This is a genomic window from Corynebacterium freiburgense (genome assembly GCF_030408815.1).
Lineage (GTDB): Bacteria > Actinomycetota > Actinomycetes > Mycobacteriales > Mycobacteriaceae > Corynebacterium > Corynebacterium freiburgense.
Map to the genome: position 1 here is coordinate 1,931,163 of NZ_CP047355.1, position 18,747 is coordinate 1,949,909.

Genomic DNA, 18,747 nt, shown 5'->3' on the forward strand with positions numbered 1-18,747 from the left:
GACATCTAGCTAACCTCCATCAATTAAAAAAAATAGAAAACGCACAATAGGAAAACAACCAAAGCAGATAATGCAATATATCTCGCGGATGAATTATTCTTTGCAATCGCTACTCGAGGATCAGAAGACTTACCCGAGGTCACTTTGGTTTGTTCGTGACGATAAAGCGCTGACAGTGCTTGTGCCTGCTTACCAGCTTCTCTAGACCAGCCTAGCAACTCTTCTATATCATGTTTAACCTCTTCGATCGTCGCACTTCGGTCGAAAAATTCGCTTGGCTGAGCGGTATAACCTTCTGGAAAATACTTTCTTACAACATCTAATTCAGCATTAATTGCAACGATCTTTTTTTCTAGTTCTTGGAATTCTGCAGAAATTTCACGAATACGTGTCATTTGATTTTCTGTCTGTTTTTGACAGTGCCGCACCAAGGCACGCTCTTTATCCCGAAAGTCTCTCTCCATATTATCAATAGCAAACAGGCTTTCGCGATACTCCTCCCACATCACATTTGTCTCATTTCTACGTATTCGTTCACCTTCATACTTTCAAATGAAAATGGAACAACGCGTTGGGCTGTTTGAGGAGCTCCTACTTGAACAAGTGTTGATCGCCGATGCCCAATACTGGCTGGATACATTGGACCACACAATGCTGATCTATCGTCTTTTGATTCTCCACAGAGAACAGCGAATTTGAAAAGCTTGGAATAGTCGAAGGCGTTTTGCTGCGCAGCACTTATCGAATTCCACCAGCCAACAAACAACGTTGAATCCCGCAGGATTTGTTGGATTTTTTTTCCAAACGCGTCATTGCCAGAGCTAAAGTTAATCTGCTCGCTCATTTGGGGAATCTCGTTGACCTGTAAAGCAACAACAATGTCGCTCGCAGTGTCATAACTTAGCCAAGATAAAATCTCTTCTGGCGAAATAAGTGTGACACTTGCTCTGTTCTCTTCAAGAATTTCTACGACAGTGCCAAGCCAAGCACCGATGGGATCAGTTCGTGTGAGGCCGTTCAATATGGTGATTGCAGGTGGATTTTTAAATGTTTCAAGACTTGAAAGTAGGATACTCGCTAATGAAGACGCACAGCTTGTTCGATCACCACCGATCAGACCTATGCCTTTGTTTCCTTCTCCTAAATTAATCTTGGCGACGTCATTCTCTAGAGTGGCAAACCTTCCAACGACGATGTCGTTGACTTTTTCGTTAGGCCATTCTGCATCTACACTGGCATCGAAAATCAAAGGTTTTGGCCCAGCCCCTTGTTGCCATAGCTGGCGCCTCAGATCAACTAGCTCTTCGCTCGAGGCATATGCAGATTGTGCACGAATATTCCGAGAGACAGTTCCGAGATCATCATTAAAAACGATTTCACCAGGATGCGTTAATTCACTTGCAGCATAATTTCCTGGACCTAAAATACTCAGTGATTCTTCACGAGTGTTTTTTAAAGAAATTCTTGTATGAAATTGTGAAAAAATGACGCTACTTTTCGCTCCTAATTCAGTTATACCACTAATACTCTGCGAAGATAGAACTATATTGAGTCCTGCACTGCGTCCCGTGCGGCTCAAATGTTCTAAAAGCGTTGCTGCTTTTGCGGAACGTTGGTCACCCGTTTCAAAGATTCGATGAAATTCATCAATTATTAGGACATATCTTGGTAAGTATTCCCCGCTGCAGCTTGCTCGGTAAGCATTAAAAGAAGATACACCTTCCGTTCTAAAAATCCGATTTCTCCGTTCTAACTCCTGAGATACCCATTCCAAAACTGAAACCGCATAGTCAATATCGAAAGATAGTCCCAAAGATTTCAAATGAGGCAGCCAAGCTATTCCCGTGCTGTTCGGCCCTAGGCAATTAAACTCAACTCCATCTTTGAGATCCAAGATAATAAATTGTAAATCTAACGGCGAATAATTAAACGCGAGCGAATGAATCAATGTCAAAAGCAAATTCGTCTTACCTTGACCAACAGCTCCGCCTATCAAACAATTTGGGGTTGGTGGATTAGAACTACGTAAATTAACCGAAACAGTTTGGTCACTGTTCCGCGCAATAACAGCTGAAACACCCTCATCTCCAGAGTCCACCCATTGCTCGATATCGGATCCATACAATAAATCGATTAAAGACAACTTAGGAAGCTTTTTGTGTTGCTCATGGAGTACCATTTGATCTACCAGAGTCCGTAAAGCTTCACCCTGCAATACACTTCCCCGATCAGCATCAATTGCGATGCCAGTCAGCGACATACGTCCATTATTAATGTCTAATTCAAGTTTATTTTGAATGTTAGTCGAGATGTGCACACTTCGACTAATCACCAAGAGATTAGTATCTGCAGCAATATTTAATAGGCCATCAATATCGGTTTCCTTCGGAAGGTCAGCCCCGAGGAACAAGAGTGTAATTCCCGCTTCGTTAAAACCTTCAAGGAGCGCATCAGTGTAGGTGAAATAACCTTTGGATCGAATACGGTCAGTGTCGTCACGAACCACAGACCGCAACTCATTTAGCATTTCTTCCAATTCAACCCGTGTAGCTGCACTTTTGTTACAGGAATTCGATAAAATTTTACCTAGAGGTTGAAGGACACCAAGTAAGGATTTAAAATTTGGATCCCAAGAAAAAATATTTATCTTATGTGGGCCGATAGATCCAAGTATTCTCAAACAGATTTCGAGTTGGAGCCGCCAAAATTCAGCTTCTTCACCATTAAATTCAATGTACCCAAATTTAACCAGAGGAAGCAGAACTGGAATTTGCTGCTTGCCGATTTTAATAGATCCAATACTTACAGCCCAAGGGATTAACTCTGGATCCGGTGCCGAGAGCCAAACCGGGTCTTCCCATCTGGCGCTCAAAGCTCCAGGTGCGATTTTTTCAGCTAAACCTCGCACGTGCTGAATTAGTTCTGATCGCTCCTTGTTACAGGACTCTTCGTGTGCAGAGAGTAAAGTTGCCAGTTTACGGTTTGCAGCATCTCTCGAAGAACTTATTATTGCACGCTGATTACTGAGTTGTTGTTGCTTCAGATACTCTAGGGTTTTTGATAGTTTCTCAATCTCCAAGCATTTATTTTTGTAGGTCTCGCGAAACGCGATAGCCTTGCTCTCAATTGATGCATCATTCATCATGAGTCACTCTTTTCGGCACAACAACATGAACATCTGCCGGTATTAGGACTTCTTTATTTCTACTAAAACCTACCTTAATTACTCTCTCTACAATTGCTCCCTGGTCACCAAGTACTAACAGTTCCTCTCTCGAGGACACCGCAGTGTGACGACGCGGGTCAAATGGTTCAAGCAAATCTATTAGTTCGACATCTAAAAGTAGAAGGCAAGAGCGTAACTCATCGCCTATACTCTTGAAGTGATCATTGTCTGGATAGTCCCGAGTCAAGAAATCTATTCGCTCGAGTAGAAGTCTAATATGCTGCAAAAAAGGAACAAGGTTACGTCCACGAAGCTTTTCTTCAGTGAGCTCCACTTTTTCTTTCATATTAGAAATAATGGTCAAGTAATTTCGATCATTAAGCAATCTACGCCGGAATAAATCGGTGAGTTTTTCGATTTCGGCAAGTATTTCTTCGTGCTTGTTCACTGAACGTCCATTTTTGATACAATGTCTTTAAATTTATCCAATTCCTCTTCGGACAAACCCGACTGTCTTTGAACCGGAAATTCGCCAAGGAAAGCATCGTTAAGTTCATTAAAAACTTCGACATGAACAATCCCGTCGATATCGTAATTAAACACGACTCTAATTGGCGATTTAACCGGAAGTGGGGGCAAATCGATTACTGACGAGCCAATGATTGTGACATATTCGACATCACTCTCATCACCAACCGTTACAACTATTTCGACTTGTGCTTGTTGATCCCTAACCGTAAAAAAGACTTGTGAGTTTCTCGCAGGAATTTTACTCTGGGCTGGGATCAGGACGTAATTCTCCATGACTTGATCATCGTTAAGTGCTGTGGTGCCTAGTCCATGACTTGTAACATCACTAATTATAGGTGTCTGGTCCAGCCATAGAGACTCATCAGAATCAGAATCATCGATATTGGTATTCTGTTTAGTTAGGGTTATGCCATAAATACCCGCCCCAATCGCTACAGCTTCATCTGGATGAACTGAGCGATCTACATTTGCCCCATATTCCTCTTGAAGCATTCTTGAAACCATCGGCATTCTCGTAGACCCTCCGACTAGCACTACCTTAGAAATGTCAGACATCTGCCGGTTTGCTTCGTCTAATACTTCGTCAACAATGTAGCTAGTTCGTTGCAAGAGGTCCTTAGTAATTCTTTCAAAATCTTGTCGTGTTATAACTACTTTCTGACTAGTCCCTTTGTATGACAGAAAAACCGCCGTCTTTTGGGATTGGGTGAGTGCTAGCTTGGCAGCCTCTGCGCGATCCCTAAGCATTGCTTCATCTTCGGGTTCGAAGGGTATCTCAATTCCGGTAGTGCTTTTAAACTCCCTGCGCAAGTAATTGATGAGTTCATTGTCCCAGTCTCGCCCCCCAAGATTTCGGTCTCCAACCGAAGCCACGACGTCATAGTTGGAGTGATTTACGTCCACAAGGGTTACGTCAAAGGTTCCTCCCCCCAGATCATAAACGAGCAAAGATCCTTTGAAGTTTTTTTCAACTCCAAAACTTAACGCCGCAGCGGTCGGTTCGTTAACTAGACCTAGAACATTTAAACCAGCAAGTTCAGCCGCTTGCTGTGTCGCAAATCTACGTTGGTCATCGAAATATGCCGGAACCGTAATGACCACTTCCTTATAGTTTGCTCCAAGAAGTAGATTAGCGTCGTCAACTAACTTCCTTAAAATCAAGGATGAAATAGTCTCTGGCGTGTGTTCTGTTCCATTCGGAGAATACGTTCTCCAGGAAGAATTCCCCATCTCATTTTTGATAAATTCCACAATATTATCTGCAAACATTGTCCGCTGAGACTTAGCTGTTTGGCCAATGTACGTTTCATCTTCGTTGAACAGTACAACAGATGGGGTAGTATTCGAACCTTCACTATTGCGCACAACTACCGCTTGACCGAGCTCGTTGATATGACTAACGCAGCAGAAGGTAGTCCCCAGGTCAATGCCTAAAAATCCCATGATGTCATTACTCCATCGCGGCATTCATCGCTTCGGCCCACTGTTTTTGCGCTTTCCAAGATGGTTTATACGAAAGCATAAGCGCAACAATTGCAACTCCGATCAAAAGGACCGCCAAAATCCCGTTGCCGTTAAGGAGGAACAACAAGCCCAGTGCAATAAAACTTAACTTAAACCCCAAAGAACAAGCAGCTAATGTTTTTCCACGGAAAGTTTCTGGATCCCATCTCAATAGTTTCGATGGGGTCGTGTCAATATAGAACACTGGCGCAAAAACGTTCCTACTTGAGTCGTCACGAAAGTCGTAGAGCTTACGTTGATTCGACGCTAACTCTTCATCGGTCGAAAAACCAATTTCCTTCAACTCTTCGATGTATTCATTTAATGCTGCCCAGTCTTTTTCATTATCAACATACGTGGCAGGGAAATTCTTCGCTTCAGTCAACTTGCTACTACAAGCATTCATCAAGACTCCCAGCAAAAGCTCTCGAACATCTTCATTATCAGGACGTTCCTTATACTCGCTTCGCGCCAAAGCAAGGGCCTCTTCGTGTTGAGACAATTCGCTCAAAAGGACGGTTCTTGCAGTTTTAAAAAATAGCTCGGACGGATCAATCTTTGATGCTTTTTCAAACGCTTCAAGAGCAGCCGGATAATTTTCCATAACCATATGCAAGTCAGCAATTTGGTGTACGTACTTCGCGTCATTCGGAGCACTCGATTCAGCCCGCTTCGCCTCATAAAGCGCGTCGTTGAACTCACCAAGTCCGCCGTTTGCACGACTTCTCAGATACCACAATTCAGGTGTCGAAATACCAGAATTCAAAGCCATTTGTGTCGCGTAGAGCGCGTCTGAGTACTTATTATTCTCCACATATTGACGCGCTTCTTCTATCCAGTCAATTGTCCCATTCTGATCAGACACTACTGGCACCTGCTGAACTCCCCGAACTTTCAGCTCATTGTCATAATCCTCTTTGCTACGCTGGTCAAGCAGTATTCGTTTCGCTTCCCCCAGCAGTTCCATTCGCCGTTCAGCCTCTTGGCGCACTGAAAGATTTGATACTTCTGTACGTTTACGCCAAAGCGAAATTTGCTTTTTAAGGCTTTTTTCGATTTCTTTCACTTCCGCGTCTCGGTCAACATTCAAGAGTTCATAGAAATCAATTGTCACACTCATATTACGCACTTCCCTTTTGCATGACAGGCAAATTCTCTAAAAGTTTAGAGACAATTAACGAATCTTATTATGCCATCGAGGTAACTGAAAAATATGCAATTTTCAGCTTTTTTTGATGCATATAACCAGACCTAGCTTATTTATCCACTAAAATCATGCTGGTATTAATACTTTTAGGGGGCTGAAAACGGGGGATGATATAATATTTTAATTTGCTACATATCTTAAATTCATATACTACATATAAGCTATTAGTATAGATATACATAATGCGGACATGTATAACAATAGCTACCCCCTTAATATAGTTTTTTTATATTGAAACTTAATTCATTGATAGGTTTGTTTTATTATTTTAAATATCAAATTAATGGGGTGATGCTTGCACTGAATCTACAACTTACTCTGTCGCCACAGCACATTAGACAATGTGCCAACCGACTTCAAAGTTCTAACTCCAGCCGATCAGTACTTTGAACACACCGCGAAAACTTCATGCAGAATTTTAATGACAGCGCGACCACCGGCAAAGTAACTACCATTCACGACATCTACGCATAATCTTTCACACATACAGGAATAATTAAGACCAGCAGGTGGTCCAATGAAAACTGGATTATTCACTAATGCAGTTCAACTTTCCTGTCCGAACTGGCTTACGAAAACCTGAAACGCACCTGGACTACCCGGTTTAGCCCCGAGTTGAATTCACAAGCTAATTTCCTTCATCTGGGGTGCAATCGGCATCCGAGAAAAGCCACTTTTCAACACGCGCAAGAATCGAGCCTTCCCAAACATTTCACATAAATGATTTACAAACGTGAGTCCTTCATCATCAGACGGGAGTTTGACCAACCTATCAACCAGCACATCCATTGGTACAATTACAAATGTTTCCAAGAAACGTCCAAAAACACAGCCCCAATCGCGCATCGGAACCAGGCCCTCACACCACTTACCAAGGAGAATAGAACTAATCCTGCTGTCAAGAGCTATATCAGCAATAGGTGGGTTTTTTCTTACTCTGCTTCCTGGCTAAGTTCCGCGCGCACCCGCATAAGTATTTTGCCTAGACGGTTTAGTCCTGTGCCATCACCACCATCTCCCCAATAGCGGTCTTTACCGGTATGTTCTACGAGTTGTGCATTTCCAGTTGCTATGAGTATCTCTGCAAGTTCGCTATTGTGTCTGAATTTCGCGATGACAGCTTGGTACATCACATCTTCTTTAATGTTTTCCCAATCTGGGCGTAATGGATTTTTTCGGTCCCTGCCGATGTTTGCGGCTTTTAATGGTGATGGTGTTCTCCTTATTTTTTCACGCAGTTTCGGATCTGTGAATTTCTGAGCTTGGAAATAATGTTCAGCAGTTGGCCAGTACTTGTCATCGGCATAAAATCCGTAGCGAGCAAAGTTGGAAAATTCACCGTATGGGTCATTTGTAGTGTAAAAATAGATAGTTTTCATAATCGCCAATCATAAGCATCTTGCAAATAAAGAGGAAATGAACGTGCCCCCGAAAGTTAGAGTGGCTAGTGCTCGGATTGCCGGGTGGGTGGGCTGGGCTTTTTCGAACGTTTGATAGGTCCACCCTATCAAACTAGTGATGTTTTCATCCCTACTGTCGCAGATTCCATAAAATCGGCCGAAAAAATGGAATTTGTGACAGCAACCCATGTTGCGCACAATCGTTGACCTGGGGTTTGTCGCAGGTTCCATAAAAACAGCGAAAAAAATGGAATCTGTGACAGGTTCCCTACCTATCGTGTCGCAGATTCCATAAAATCGGCCGAAAAAATGGAATCTGTGACAACACGCCCAACCAGCGCCAAAAAGAACACGCAGCTTCCAAGCAGGCCCCAACCAGACCCATATGCATCCCAACCAAATCCCAGGTCACCGGACGCACACAACCAAAGCCAGGCCAAAGCACCGGCCAAAGCCAGGCCACAATATTGAAACAGCGGTTGGACACTAGCATTGCTGCGAGATATCCAACCGCTACCATAAAGCACTCCGGACCGTGGAGTGCTTTATGGTGGCCTTAAGGCTTCGGGGTTTTTTTCGTCTTTTTTTGTTTTGTAATGTGCGAGTCTTCACCAAGCAGGTGCACATGGATCATATTGGTATTGCCTGATACTCCGGGCGGTGTGCCAGCAACTACGACCATCATGTCGTCGCGCTTGTATTCGTCCATATTCAGCAGTGCGTTATCGACTTCATTCATCATAGAGTCGGTGTCGTCGACTTCTGGGCACAGGAATGTTTCGGCACCCCAAGATAGTGCGAGTTGTGAGCGTACCGCCACGTTCGGGGTGAATACCAAAAGTGGAAGGTGGCTGTGCAAACGCGACAATCGGCGTGCAGTATCACCTGAGGTGGTGAACGCTACAAGAGCTTTCGCATGAAGGCGTTCTGCTATATCACGCGCGGAATAGGAGATCACACCTCGTTTGGTGCGTGGAATGTGATTGAGTGGTGGCACTTCGCCTTCGGCTTCTGCAAACTGCACAATCCGAGACATGGTGCGAACAACGTTGATTGGGTCACGTCCTACCGAGGTTTCACCGGAGAGCATGACTGCGTCAGCACCATCAAGGACGGCATTCGCTACGTCTGAGGCTTCGGCACGGGTAGGCCGGGAGTTTTCGATCATGGAGTCAAGCATTTGAGTCGCCACGATCACTGGTTTTGCGTTTTCCCGGGCGATTTGGATTGCACGCTTTTGCACCAACGGTACTTGCTCCAGTGGTACTTCTACACCCAGGTCACCGCGAGCAATCATTACTGCGTCGAAGGCGAGAATGATTGCTTCGAGGGCATCAACCGCTTCCGGCTTTTCGAGTTTTGCGATCACGGGCACACGGCGGCCTTCTTCGTCCATAATTTTGTGAACGAGTTCGATATCGGAGGCAGCGCGTACAAATGAAAGCGCAATAAAATCAACCCCAAGTTTCAGGGCAAAGCGCAAATCTTTAATGTCTTTTTCGGAAAGTGCCGGAACAGAGATATCCATTCCAGGCAATGAAACACCCTTGTTATTGGATACGGGTCCGCCTTCAACGACTTCGCAGACTACATCATTGCCTTCTACGGCAACGCACACCAGCCCTACTTTGCCGTCATCAACGAGGAGGCGATCACCTGGCTTGGCATCTTTTGCAAGGTTTTTATAAGTGGTGGATACACGATCGTGTGTACCTTGCACATCATCAACGGTAATGCGTACGGTTTCACCGTTTTCCCACATCGTGGCACCGTTAATAAAGCGACCAAGACGAATCTTTGGTCCTTGCAGGTCGGCCAAGATACCGACAGCGCGACCGCTTTTATCGGTCGCTTCACGTACCCACTTGTAATTTTGCTCGTGGTCGGCATAATCGCCGTGCGAGAAGTTCATTCGGGCAACATCCATGCCGGCTTCTACAAGTTCGAGGATGGCTTCCTCGCTTGCCACGGCAGGGCCCAGAGTACATACAATCTTGGTTCTTCTGTCCACGACCACCACCCTAGTCCTTTTCTCGCTGGTAAAGCTACATAAGTTGTCAGGTTTCCCAAAGATTGTTGCGAGGTGACCGCCAGCACACAGGCTAATATGCAGGGATATTGACGAATCTATTGCCACTTAGCAGCGGCAATACTTGCGAACAATGTATCTGGTCACACTGTTGTTTCACGCTTTCCTTTAAGGAGCATAAATGCGGCGAGGCCACCTATAACGAGCAGTGCTGAGGTGATGGTATTAATGCGGAGACCATAGACCAGGGTGGCTGCATCAGTGCGCATAAATTCGATAAAGAATCGGCCTATCGCGTAGCTAGCTACATAGAGTGCGAATACACGTCCGCGTCCAAGTTGGAACTTTCGATCCGCCCAAAGAAGGAATACGCACACACCAACATTCCATAAAAGCTCATAAAGGAATGTTGGATGCACAGTTGCAATAACTTCGCCAGTCGAGTGTCCTGTTAACGGTGCAAATTTTCCATCTGGGTCTACCCGATAGTAGATTTCCAGTGCCCATGGCACGTCAGTTTCTCGTCCATAGAGTTCCTGGTTAAACCAGTTGCCCAGCCGACCGATACCTTGTGCGAGCACAATGCCGGGGGCGGCGGCGTCGGCAAGCGGTGCGAGTTTTAGCCCTTTTATGCGCATCATTACGGCAACAGCAGCTACGCCCAACGCTACGGCTCCCATAATACCCAACCCTCCATTGGTGATTTTTAGGGCATCTACGGGATTACAGGTTGCACAAAAGTACTTGTCATAGTCGGTTGCCACATGGTAGAGGCGACCACCAATAATGCCGGCAGGTACAGCAACCATGGTGGCGTCGAGAACTACATCCGCACTACCACCGCGGGCTACGTATCGACGCCGCGTCAACCACACCGCAACCAAAATGCCCACAATAATGCATAGGGCATACGCTCGAATAGGAATCGGGCCGATATACCAAACACCCTGCGGCGGTGAAGGAATTGCCGCCAGAAAATCAACCATCATTGTTGAAAGTTTAGCGTGATGCCGGACACGAGGGATGCTGCCCTGCCGCAACAAGCTTTCGGCACACTTCCACAGGATCCGCAGAGGTGACTAGATTTTCCCCTATAACAACGGCGTCGGCACCCGCACCCGCATAGCTCATAAGATCTAATGGAGTACGAACCCCGGAGAGCGCTACTCGAACAACCCCACGAGGTAACCCCGGGGCAATCGCAGCAAAAACTTCACGGTTTACTTTGAGTGTGGTCAGATCCCGAGCATTGACCCCAATAACCCGAGCCCCTGCCGCAATAGCCCTTGTCGCCTCTTCCGGTGTTCTAACCTCCAATAACGCGACCATTCCCAAGGATTGTACGCGATCAAGAAGAGCTTCCAGGCGCGATTGTTCAAGGGCAACCACAAGCAATGGCACCACATCAGCACCATAGACTCGTGCCTCATGGATTTGGTAGGGATCAACAATAAAGTCGCGACACATAACCGGAACACTGACCGCATTATGTACGCGACGAAGATCTTCGAGCGACCCGTGAAAACGCCGTCGCTCCGTTTGGCACCCTATTAATCGAGCACCCCCAGCCTCGAACTGTTGTGCCAAATTCTCAGGAGAATCGAAATCTGCGATAATGCCCTTCAGCGGGGTAGCACGTTTAATTTCGGCGATTACCCCGCACCCAGTCCCCTGCAATGCGCCAAGCGCATCACGCGGCGGCTCAACATCGTAGGAACGAGCCTTAATCTCTGAGAAAGGGACGACAGCTTTGCGGGCGGCGACATCCTCGGCGGCACCCGCAATGATCCGGTCAAAAACCGACGTCATAGCGATCCCTTTCTGTTCACCCATAAGGCTAACTGCGAGGCCCGTCTGAGTGGAAATTGAGCAGCTAAACGCTAGTGTTCGGTACGCCCCGAATCAGTTGGATCAATATCATTATCAAGTGCATCCCAAAGCACACGGCCAGAGTCTGGAGCAGAGGAAAGATCCTGTTCAAGCCGTTCTTTTCGGCTTTGTGACCGCTCGTATGCATTTTCTTTTGCGCCATCGATTCCGGGCCGCACCGCCAAAAGTACGCCACCAAAAAGCGCGGCAGCGCAAGCCAAAAAAGCAAGCGCTGGACCAAGGGTAGAAACCGCTGCTCCTGTAACTTCAGCCCAAGGCGAAATTAGTACAGGCGTTTGAGAATTTTCAGTAGCGGCACCGGAAGCCAGGATATTTTTTGCCCGCACCAAATCTGGTTCCCCCGCCAAGAGGTTCAATGGCTGCCAGCTTGCCGTTATAGCCGCCGCAGCGGCAATAAACCCCACAATGCGGCGGGCAAAGGGGCGAAGCACCAATCCAGCGACCATGGCTACCAACAGTACAAATGCCAATGCCGTTACCTCGGTGGACCATACAGCACCCACAAGTTGTTGCGTTGAGCCACCGGATTTATCGTCAAAAACCTCCACCTGAAGCCAGGTCAGCCGAGATACACCCCATAGTGCGGCTCCACCAAGGCCAATCAGGATTGCTGCGTAACGCATCTATGCCAGCTCCAAAGGACGATCATCAAAACAACTACGAGTTCCAGTGTGGCACGCTGCCCCAGTTTGATACACCTTCATAAGTAATGTGTCGCCATCACAATCTCGGCTTATTGAAGTGACTTCCTGAATATGTCCAGAGGTAAGCCCTTTAATCCAATACTCATTACGCGAACGGGAGAAATATGTTCCGCGGCGGGTCGCCAAGGTATATGCCAAGGCATGATCATCCATCCATGCCATCATAAGCACCTCGTGGCTGCCTTCGGCCTGGACAATCACAGGAACCAACCCGGCGTCGTTAAACTTCAACTGCTTGGCAATTTCTGGCGCAAGCGGGTAGTCAGCTGGATTATCGCTCATTGTCGCACCTCAAAACCCGCGTCGGCCATTGCACGTTTGCATTCCGCAATCGTAACCTCTTGAAAATGAAAGATCGTCGCGGCGAGCACAGCATCAGCACCGGCCGCAACCGCAGGTGGAAAATGCTCCGCCCGGCCAGCACCGCCTGAAGCAATAATTGGAATTGACACCGCCTCGCGCACTTTTTCTAAAAGCTCAATATCAAAACCTTCTTTGGTGCCGTCCCCATCCATCGAATTTAAAAGAATCTCCCCGACCCCAAGCGCTTCGCCTTGACGCGCCCATGCAATGGCATCAATACCAGCCGATTTCGAACCTCCATGCGTGGTGACCTCAAAACCACTGGGCATATCTGGAGCACGGCGCGCATCTACACTTAACACCACGCATTGCGCACCAAAGCGCTGCGAAAGTTCCCGTAATAACTCCGGGCGGGCAATCGCTGAAGTATTCACACTCACTTTATCTGCCCCGGCGCGCAATAACTCATCAGCATCGGCAACACTGCGAACCCCACCGCCCACAGTCAATGGAATAAATACCTGTTCGGCAGTCCTGCGGACCACATCCAACATAGTCCCACGCCCGGCTTTAGAAGCCGTCACATCCAGAAATGTGAGCTCGTCTGCACCCTCTGCATCGTAGCGGGCGGCGAGCTCTACGGGATCCCCCGCATCACGCAAATTTTCAAAATTTACGCCTTTTACTACACGACCATCGGCCACATCTAAACATGGGATTACTCGAACTGCCACACCCACGGGGCGCTCCCTTCCTACCAGAGCTACACATGTAATTGTTTGATCGTACCTAGTATCGAGCGATGCACGGCATGTGTGCCCGCAACTAAACCTTGAGCGTGCGGATGCCAAGCACCCCCATTAAGATCTGTAACCATGCCGCCGGCCGCCTGAATAGCTAATACACCTGCAGCATTGTCCCATACAAACGGGCTAAAGGTAATCGCCCCACCAAATACTCCAAGGGCGGTAAATGCTAGATCCACTCCAACCGAACCAGTAACCCGCAACCGCGGGTATTGCTTCGCCACTTTGGAAAGTAAATCATGGCGCAAAATCGTTGGAAATTGGGAATCATTCCTAGACACAATCGAACCAAACCCAATTGGAACCGCTAATGGGCGCTTATCATGCAATAGCGGCTGTTCCTTACCATTAAGAAATAACCGTGACCCCTGATATGCACTTAAACGTTTGTGCAATAGCGGCATGGAAATTACGGAAACCACCGGCTCATTATGCAGTAAAAGCGCCACAAGAATTGCACACATGGGAATACCCGCAGAGTAATTTGAGGTGCCGTCGATCGGGTCAACCACCCATACTGCTTCCCTATCGAGGCTGCCGCCGGATTCCTCTCCAAAGACCGGAATGCCGGTACGCTGAACGAGTTGCTCTTTTAGCAGCCCTTCGATTTCAATATCCGCTGCCGTTGCAAAATCGCCACCGGGTTTACATACTTCTGGGTCTGCGCCAATATTTGCAAGGAAAATCTGCTCTGCTTCGGCGACGATTGCTTCTGCAATAGCCAATAATTCCCGTACATCCATTGGCTTATAAGCTCACTGCCTGTAGCGCTTCGGTAAGGGTAAACCGCTGCTCATACAGAGCCTTCCCAATAATTACCGAATCAATGCCTTCATCCACATATTGTGCAATATCGAGAATGTCTTGCAGGGATGAAATACCGCCAGAAGCCACAATGGGGGCATCAGTTGCTGCGGCGACATCACGCAGTAAATCTATATTTGGCCCAGTAAGCGTACCGTCTTTTGAAACATCGGTGACAACAAACCTGGAGCACCCCTGGGAATCTAAACGCTCAAGCACTTCCCATAAATCACCGCCATCTGAAACCCAACCGTTTCCACGAGTCCGCCATTCCCCATCGATAAACCGAACGTCCAATCCCACGGCAACGCGATCCCCATATTGTTCTATCGCGCTTTGGCACCACTGTGGATTTTCTAATGCGGCGGTGCCGATATTGACGCGGCGCGCCCCCGTAGCGAGCGCCCGTTCCAATGATTCATTGTCCCGAATTCCACCAGTGAGTTCGACATGAATATCGAGTTTCCCAATCACTTCAGCCATAAGTTCATGGTTTGATCCGCGGTTAAATGCTGCATCAAGGTCCACAAAATGCAACCATTGAGCACCTTGGCTTTGCCACATTAATGCGGCATCCAATGGCGAGCCGTATACCTGTTCGCTTCCGGCTTCACCTTGGTGCAACCGTACGGCTTGGCCATGAACAACATCAACTGCAGGAAGAAGTGTAAGACTCATGGCCTTTAAGTGTAGTCGCTAGAAGCTCCCCAGCCAGTTACGCAGCAGCTTTTGACCTGTTTCCGAGGACTTTTCCGGATGGAACTGAGTAGCCCACAACGGACCGTTTTCAATTGCGGCTACAAAGTCACAACCATGATGTGCCCATGTCACCAGCGGTGGCTGAGTCAAACCATCCGTGGGGAACTCCCAATCACGTACACCATATGAGTGCACAAAATAGAATCTATCCTCCGGCGAAATGCCCGCAAACATTTTAGAGTTTTCGGGTGCCCGAACAGTATTCCAGCCCATGTGCGGCAATACTGGCGCATCTAAGCGCGTTACGACGCCCGGCCACTCACCGCAACCTTTCGCATCCACGCCATGCTCAACACCACGCTCAAATAGAATCTGCATTCCAACACAAATCCCAAGAACTGGCCGCCCTCCGGCAAGCCGTTCACCGATCATCCGCGCACCTTGGACCCGTTCCAGCCCTTCCATGCATGCCGCAAAAGCACCTACACCAGGCACCAATAAGCCATCTGCTGCAAGGACTTCTTTAGGAGTATGCGTCACCACAACATGTGCGCCCGCATGTTCCACTGCCCGCGCTGCTGAACGAATATTCCCGGAGCCATAATCCAGCACCGCAATAGTTTTCACCATGGGCATGAGTTTAACCCGGCTTCGCCACAGCATTCATTACAAGGCGATCAATCACAGTAGCGAATACCGCAATAGCAATCACCATGGCAGCACCAGCAAACGCGCCCACAAATGCAAAGTGGGCAACCACCACACCCAATAGCAATGAACCTAACCCCGTCCCAGAATCAAACGACATATTCCAAAGCGCACTCGCTTCCGAAAGACGTTCCCGTGGCATTCGCGCAAAAAGCATAAGTAACGCATCATTTTGGACCGCCCCAAAACCCAATCCGAATAATGTGGCAGCCGCCAAAAATGCCCAAACTGACCATTGGTATTGGAGAATCAAAACCAGCAATCCCATGCCGAAAAAGCTCACAAGAAGTGCTGGAATTATCGTGACACCGCTATGCCCAAACCGGTCCGCAATCATCCCAGCGAAGAAGCGAGAAACCATTTGAGTACCGCCTAAGATTGCTAGCACAATACCGGAGGCCAATGCACCGTCAGCAGGGTGATACTGCTGAATTGCTGCCGGTAAAAAGGATGAAATAGCACCAAAACCTACAGCAACCATCCCCATACTCAAAGCCGGAATACTGGCTAGTTTCCAAGTAGCTACTTTTGTTGCCGCTTGTACTCGCTGCACTGGGGAAGCTTTGATACGGGGAATTCCAAAGCACATTGCCGCCGCGAGTAACGCAATACCAGCCGCCGTAATATAGACAGTTTCATAGCCGTATTGTTCCGCTAAATACACCCCGCCGGGCAAACACACTAATTCCGCCAAACCAATAACAAAGCCTAAGGCTCCAGAAGCCTTACCAAGCGATCGCTGTGGTACTAGTTCAGCCACTAGTGCAGATTCGGCCACCGTTAATGCCCCAAACCCAATGCCGCGAATCGCAGAGATCATAAGCACTGGAACCGCCGCTAAACCGAATATGTGGCCAAATGCTGGAATACCTAATAGTGCGGCAGCAAAAACCATTACTGGCGTATACCCAAACGCGCGCAAAGCTCGCGGCGTGCACATTTGAGTTAGAACTGTTGCCGCCATAAACACCCCAGTGGAAGCTCCCGCAAGAACTTCCGAACCACCCGAAGAAATAATGGCCAGCGGAACCACCGGCAAAAGCAACGACCAACTTCCAAAAGCCGCCGCCACTGCGATCAATGTGGATAATAGTCCAGGGATTCGCCAAAACGAATGTTGCGTGCCATCGCTGTATTTCATCAATAGTTATTGCGCCCCAAGTAGCCAAAGGATCGCTGCAGCGCCACTTAACGCACACGCAATAGCCAGAATAAAAGTGAAAAGACGGTTTCCTGCTTGGTAGGCAGACCAAGTTCCACCGGCTAATAAACCTGAAATTGCGAATAAGACATACACAAGCCAGGCATGTTCCATTTACAATGTCCCCTTTGTTGAGGGAATTCCGGTAACCCGTGGATCAGATTCCACTGCGGCCCGCAATGCCCGCGCCACTGCTTTATATTCCGCTTCTGTAATATGGTGCGGATCACGCCCATAGTGGCAACGTAGGTGCAGTGTTAGTCGCGCATTAAACGCCAATGTTTCAAAGAAATGTTCGTTGATTACGGTGGCATAGTGCCCACCGATAATCGCTGTAATCATTTGCTCTGGTTCGCCATTTATTACAAAGTACGGGCGGCCCGAAACATCAACAATGGCTTCACACAGTGCCTCATCCATTGGTAAAAGGCATGAACCAAAACGTCGAATGCCTTTTTTATCACCTAATGCTTGAAGAATTGCCTGCCCAAGAACAATTGCAGTGTCTTCAACGGTGTGATGCGCATCTACCCCGATATCACCTTCCGCATAAACACTAAGATCAAATGAGCCATGTGCACCAAATGCGGTAAGCATGTGATCAAAAAACTCTAACCCAGTGTGAATGTCTGTTTTTCCAGACCCATCAAGATTAATTTCAACGGTGATCTTTGATTCGCTGGTTTCTCTGCTTATCCGACCAATTCGACTCATAATATTTCCCTTGCAGCTTGAATAAACGCATCGTTTTCTTGAGGCAAACCAATGGTAGCCCGCAAATATCCAGTAACTCCTACATTTCTAATAAGTACGCCGCGATCTAGGAATTTCTGCCATGCTTCCGCCTGGGATTCAAAACGCCCAAACAAAATAAAGTTCGATTCGCTTGGCATTACCTGGTAGCCCATATTTATAAGCTCTGCTACAACTCGGCGCCGCTCCTGTACCAGTACATCCACCGTAGCCAAGGTGTCTTCACTATGGCGTAGTGCAGAGATTGCTGCAGCCTGGGAAAGGCTCGAAAGATGGTACGGAAGACGCACCAGCATCACGGCATCAATAAAAGCAGGGTGAGCCACAAAATATCCCAACCGACCGCCCGCAAAATCGAATGCTTTGCTCATGGTTCGGGAAACCACAAGTTTAGTGGGATATTCATCAATCAATGTTGTGGCGGAAGGTAGTTCAGAAAATTCCGCATAAGCCTCATCGACTATAACAATGCCAGGAGCAGCGTCGAGAATCTTGCGTAGATCTTCCAGTGGCGTAATGCCACCAGTGGGGTTATTTGGCGTAGTGAGAAAAATAATATCGGGGTGGTGCTCCACAATCGCCTCGAGTGCGTGTGGCATATCAATGGCGAAGTCGGGGCTGCGATCACAACTTTGGAACTTCGTATACGTTCCTTTACATAAAATCGGGTGCATAGAGTAGCTCGGTTGGAACCCCAGTGCGATCCGTCCTGGTCCACCAAATGCCTGCAGGAGCTGCTGCAAAATCTCATTCGAGCCATTTGCCGCCCAAACATTCGACTCAGTTACGGGCACACCGGTTTGCTTTGATACGTATGCCGCTAGTGCTTTTCGTAATTCAATAGCATCTCGATCAGGGTACCGATTCAACCCCTCAGCAGTACTTCGAATATGCGTTACCAGATCCTCAATAAGAGCTTCCGATGGCGCAAACGGATTTTCATTTGTATTTAAGCGAACGGATACATCGAGTTGCGGTGCCCCATATGCTTGTTCGCCGCGCAGTTCATCCCGTAATGGCAAATCAGCCAATGTAATGTTCAT

Annotated in this window: 20 protein-coding genes; 1 reads left to right on the forward strand and 19 read right to left on the reverse strand. The window is 47.5% G+C overall.

Annotated features, from left to right (window positions below; all coding sequences use genetic code 11):
• Positions 1 to 23 precede the first annotated feature (23 nt).
• Genes CFREI_RS08740 through CFREI_RS08760 form a run of 5 tightly spaced genes read right to left on the reverse strand, consistent with a single transcriptional unit; the run spans position 24 to position 6,320 of the window.
• Complete coding sequence (locus CFREI_RS08740; protein ID WP_156907702.1) at positions 24 to 509, reverse strand: hypothetical protein; 486 nt, start codon at positions 507 to 509, stop codon at positions 24 to 26.
• Positions 506 to 3,145: an FtsK/SpoIIIE domain-containing protein gene (locus tag CFREI_RS08745; protein ID WP_027011981.1), complete on the reverse strand. Its 2,640-nt coding sequence runs from the start codon at positions 3,143 to 3,145 to the stop codon at positions 506 to 508. Before CFREI_RS08745 ends, CFREI_RS08740 begins: the two co-directional genes overlap by 4 nt.
• The gene (locus CFREI_RS08750; RefSeq protein WP_027011980.1) at positions 3,135 to 3,614 is read right to left on the reverse strand and encodes a co-chaperone GrpE; all 480 of its coding nucleotides are present in this window, start codon (positions 3,612 to 3,614) and stop codon (positions 3,135 to 3,137) included. The genes CFREI_RS08745 and CFREI_RS08750 overlap by 11 nt, the downstream gene beginning before the upstream one ends.
• Positions 3,611 to 5,140 (reverse strand): Hsp70 family protein, encoded by a 1,530-nt coding sequence (locus tag CFREI_RS08755; protein WP_027011979.1) that lies wholly within the window; start codon positions 5,138 to 5,140, stop codon positions 3,611 to 3,613. Before CFREI_RS08755 ends, CFREI_RS08750 begins: the two co-directional genes overlap by 4 nt.
• A 7-nt stretch (positions 5,141 to 5,147) precedes the next feature.
• On the reverse strand, positions 5,148 to 6,320 hold the full coding sequence (locus CFREI_RS08760; RefSeq protein ID WP_027011978.1) for a hypothetical protein: 1,173 nt from the start codon (positions 6,318 to 6,320) through the stop codon (positions 5,148 to 5,150).
• A gap of 807 nt (positions 6,321 to 7,127) precedes the next feature.
• On the opposite strand from CFREI_RS08760, the gene CFREI_RS13385 reads away from it, so the two are divergent.
• The gene (locus CFREI_RS13385; protein WP_156907701.1) at positions 7,128 to 7,433 is read left to right on the forward strand and encodes an IS3 family transposase; all 306 of its coding nucleotides are present in this window, start codon (positions 7,128 to 7,130) and stop codon (positions 7,431 to 7,433) included.
• Here CFREI_RS13385 and ybiA read toward each other — a convergent pair.
• From ybiA to CFREI_RS08830, 14 genes are all read right to left on the reverse strand, one after another.
• Positions 7,340 to 7,786, reverse strand: coding sequence for a riboflavin biosynthesis intermediates N-glycosidase (gene ybiA, locus CFREI_RS08765; RefSeq protein WP_027011976.1), 447 nt, complete (start codon positions 7,784 to 7,786; stop codon positions 7,340 to 7,342). The two genes, CFREI_RS13385 and ybiA, sit on opposite strands and share 94 nt — an antisense overlap.
• Positions 7,787 to 8,363: 577 nt before the next feature.
• On the reverse strand, positions 8,364 to 9,818 hold the full coding sequence (gene pyk, locus CFREI_RS08770) for a pyruvate kinase (RefSeq protein WP_027011974.1): 1,455 nt from the start codon (positions 9,816 to 9,818) through the stop codon (positions 8,364 to 8,366).
• A gap of 161 nt (positions 9,819 to 9,979) precedes the next feature.
• Complete coding sequence (gene lgt / locus CFREI_RS08775; protein WP_027011973.1) at positions 9,980 to 10,825, reverse strand: prolipoprotein diacylglyceryl transferase; 846 nt, start codon at positions 10,823 to 10,825, stop codon at positions 9,980 to 9,982.
• A gap of 10 nt (positions 10,826 to 10,835) precedes the next feature.
• On the reverse strand, positions 10,836 to 11,645 hold the full coding sequence (trpC, locus tag CFREI_RS08780) for an indole-3-glycerol phosphate synthase TrpC (protein WP_027011972.1): 810 nt from the start codon (positions 11,643 to 11,645) through the stop codon (positions 10,836 to 10,838).
• Between the two features lie 71 nt (positions 11,646 to 11,716).
• Positions 11,717 to 12,349, reverse strand: coding sequence for a TIGR02234 family membrane protein (locus CFREI_RS08785; RefSeq protein WP_027011971.1), 633 nt, complete (start codon positions 12,347 to 12,349; stop codon positions 11,717 to 11,719).
• Complete coding sequence (gene hisI, locus CFREI_RS08790) at positions 12,350 to 12,712, reverse strand: phosphoribosyl-AMP cyclohydrolase (RefSeq protein WP_027011970.1); 363 nt, start codon at positions 12,710 to 12,712, stop codon at positions 12,350 to 12,352.
• Entirely contained in the window at positions 12,709 to 13,473 is a 765-nt protein-coding gene (gene hisF, locus CFREI_RS08795; RefSeq protein WP_027011969.1) for an imidazole glycerol phosphate synthase subunit HisF, read from the reverse strand. Before hisF ends, hisI begins: the two co-directional genes overlap by 4 nt.
• 23 nt (positions 13,474 to 13,496) lie before the next feature.
• Positions 13,497 to 14,282 carry an inositol monophosphatase family protein gene (locus CFREI_RS08800; RefSeq protein ID WP_027011968.1) on the reverse strand — a complete coding sequence of 262 codons (786 nt, stop codon included), beginning with the start codon at positions 14,280 to 14,282 and terminating at the stop codon, positions 13,497 to 13,499.
• 4 nt (positions 14,283 to 14,286) lie between these two features.
• Positions 14,287 to 15,021 carry a bifunctional 1-(5-phosphoribosyl)-5-((5-phosphoribosylamino)methylideneamino)imidazole-4-carboxamide isomerase/phosphoribosylanthranilate isomerase PriA gene (gene priA / locus CFREI_RS08805; RefSeq protein ID WP_027011967.1) on the reverse strand — a complete coding sequence of 245 codons (735 nt, stop codon included), beginning with the start codon at positions 15,019 to 15,021 and terminating at the stop codon, positions 14,287 to 14,289.
• An 18-nt stretch (positions 15,022 to 15,039) separates the two neighbouring features.
• Positions 15,040 to 15,672, reverse strand: a complete 633-nt coding sequence (hisH, locus tag CFREI_RS08810) for an imidazole glycerol phosphate synthase subunit HisH (RefSeq protein WP_035111367.1) — start codon at positions 15,670 to 15,672, stop codon at positions 15,040 to 15,042.
• Between the two features lie 10 nt (positions 15,673 to 15,682).
• Positions 15,683 to 16,891: an MFS transporter gene (locus CFREI_RS08815; protein WP_051255808.1), complete on the reverse strand. Its 1,209-nt coding sequence runs from the start codon at positions 16,889 to 16,891 to the stop codon at positions 15,683 to 15,685.
• A gap of 6 nt (positions 16,892 to 16,897) precedes the next feature.
• Complete coding sequence (locus CFREI_RS08820; RefSeq protein ID WP_027011965.1) at positions 16,898 to 17,065, reverse strand: hypothetical protein; 168 nt, start codon at positions 17,063 to 17,065, stop codon at positions 16,898 to 16,900.
• Entirely contained in the window at positions 17,066 to 17,665 is a 600-nt protein-coding gene (gene hisB / locus CFREI_RS08825; protein ID WP_035111364.1) for an imidazoleglycerol-phosphate dehydratase HisB, read from the reverse strand.
• Positions 17,662 to 18,747 (reverse strand): histidinol-phosphate transaminase, encoded by a 1,086-nt coding sequence (locus CFREI_RS08830; RefSeq protein ID WP_035111361.1) that lies wholly within the window; start codon positions 18,745 to 18,747, stop codon positions 17,662 to 17,664. The genes hisB and CFREI_RS08830 overlap by 4 nt, the downstream gene beginning before the upstream one ends.

Coding starts and splice junctions, on each gene's coding strand:
- CFREI_RS08830 (WP_035111361.1), bottom strand. CDS start 18,747: ATGAACATTACATTGGCTGATTTGCCATTACGGGATGAACTGCGCGGC.
- lgt (WP_027011973.1), bottom strand. CDS start 10,825: ATGATGGTTGATTTTCTGGCGGCAATTCCTTCACCGCCGCAGGGTGTT.
- hisI (WP_027011970.1), bottom strand. CDS start 12,712: ATGAGCGATAATCCAGCTGACTACCCGCTTGCGCCAGAAATTGCCAAG.
- CFREI_RS08815 (WP_051255808.1), bottom strand. CDS start 16,891: ATGAAATACAGCGATGGCACGCAACATTCGTTTTGGCGAATCCCTGGA.
- CFREI_RS08800 (WP_027011968.1), bottom strand. CDS start 14,282: ATGGATGTACGGGAATTATTGGCTATTGCAGAAGCAATCGTCGCCGAA.
- CFREI_RS13385 (WP_156907701.1), top strand. CDS start 7,128: ATGATTTACAAACGTGAGTCCTTCATCATCAGACGGGAGTTTGACCAA.
- CFREI_RS08760 (WP_027011978.1), bottom strand. CDS start 6,320: ATGAGTGTGACAATTGATTTCTATGAACTCTTGAATGTTGACCGAGAC.
- CFREI_RS08820 (WP_027011965.1), bottom strand. CDS start 17,065: ATGGAACATGCCTGGCTTGTGTATGTCTTATTCGCAATTTCAGGTTTA.
- CFREI_RS08785 (WP_027011971.1), bottom strand. CDS start 12,349: ATGCGTTACGCAGCAATCCTGATTGGCCTTGGTGGAGCCGCACTATGG.
- hisB (WP_035111364.1), bottom strand. CDS start 17,665: ATGAGTCGAATTGGTCGGATAAGCAGAGAAACCAGCGAATCAAAGATC.
- priA (WP_027011967.1), bottom strand. CDS start 15,021: ATGAGTCTTACACTTCTTCCTGCAGTTGATGTTGTTCATGGCCAAGCC.
- CFREI_RS08745 (WP_027011981.1), bottom strand. CDS start 3,145: ATGATGAATGATGCATCAATTGAGAGCAAGGCTATCGCGTTTCGCGAG.
- trpC (WP_027011972.1), bottom strand. CDS start 11,645: ATGACGTCGGTTTTTGACCGGATCATTGCGGGTGCCGCCGAGGATGTC.
- ybiA (WP_027011976.1), bottom strand. CDS start 7,786: ATGAAAACTATCTATTTTTACACTACAAATGACCCATACGGTGAATTT.
- CFREI_RS08755 (WP_027011979.1), bottom strand. CDS start 5,140: ATGGGATTTTTAGGCATTGACCTGGGGACTACCTTCTGCTGCGTTAGT.
- hisH (WP_035111367.1), bottom strand. CDS start 15,672: ATGGTGAAAACTATTGCGGTGCTGGATTATGGCTCCGGGAATATTCGT.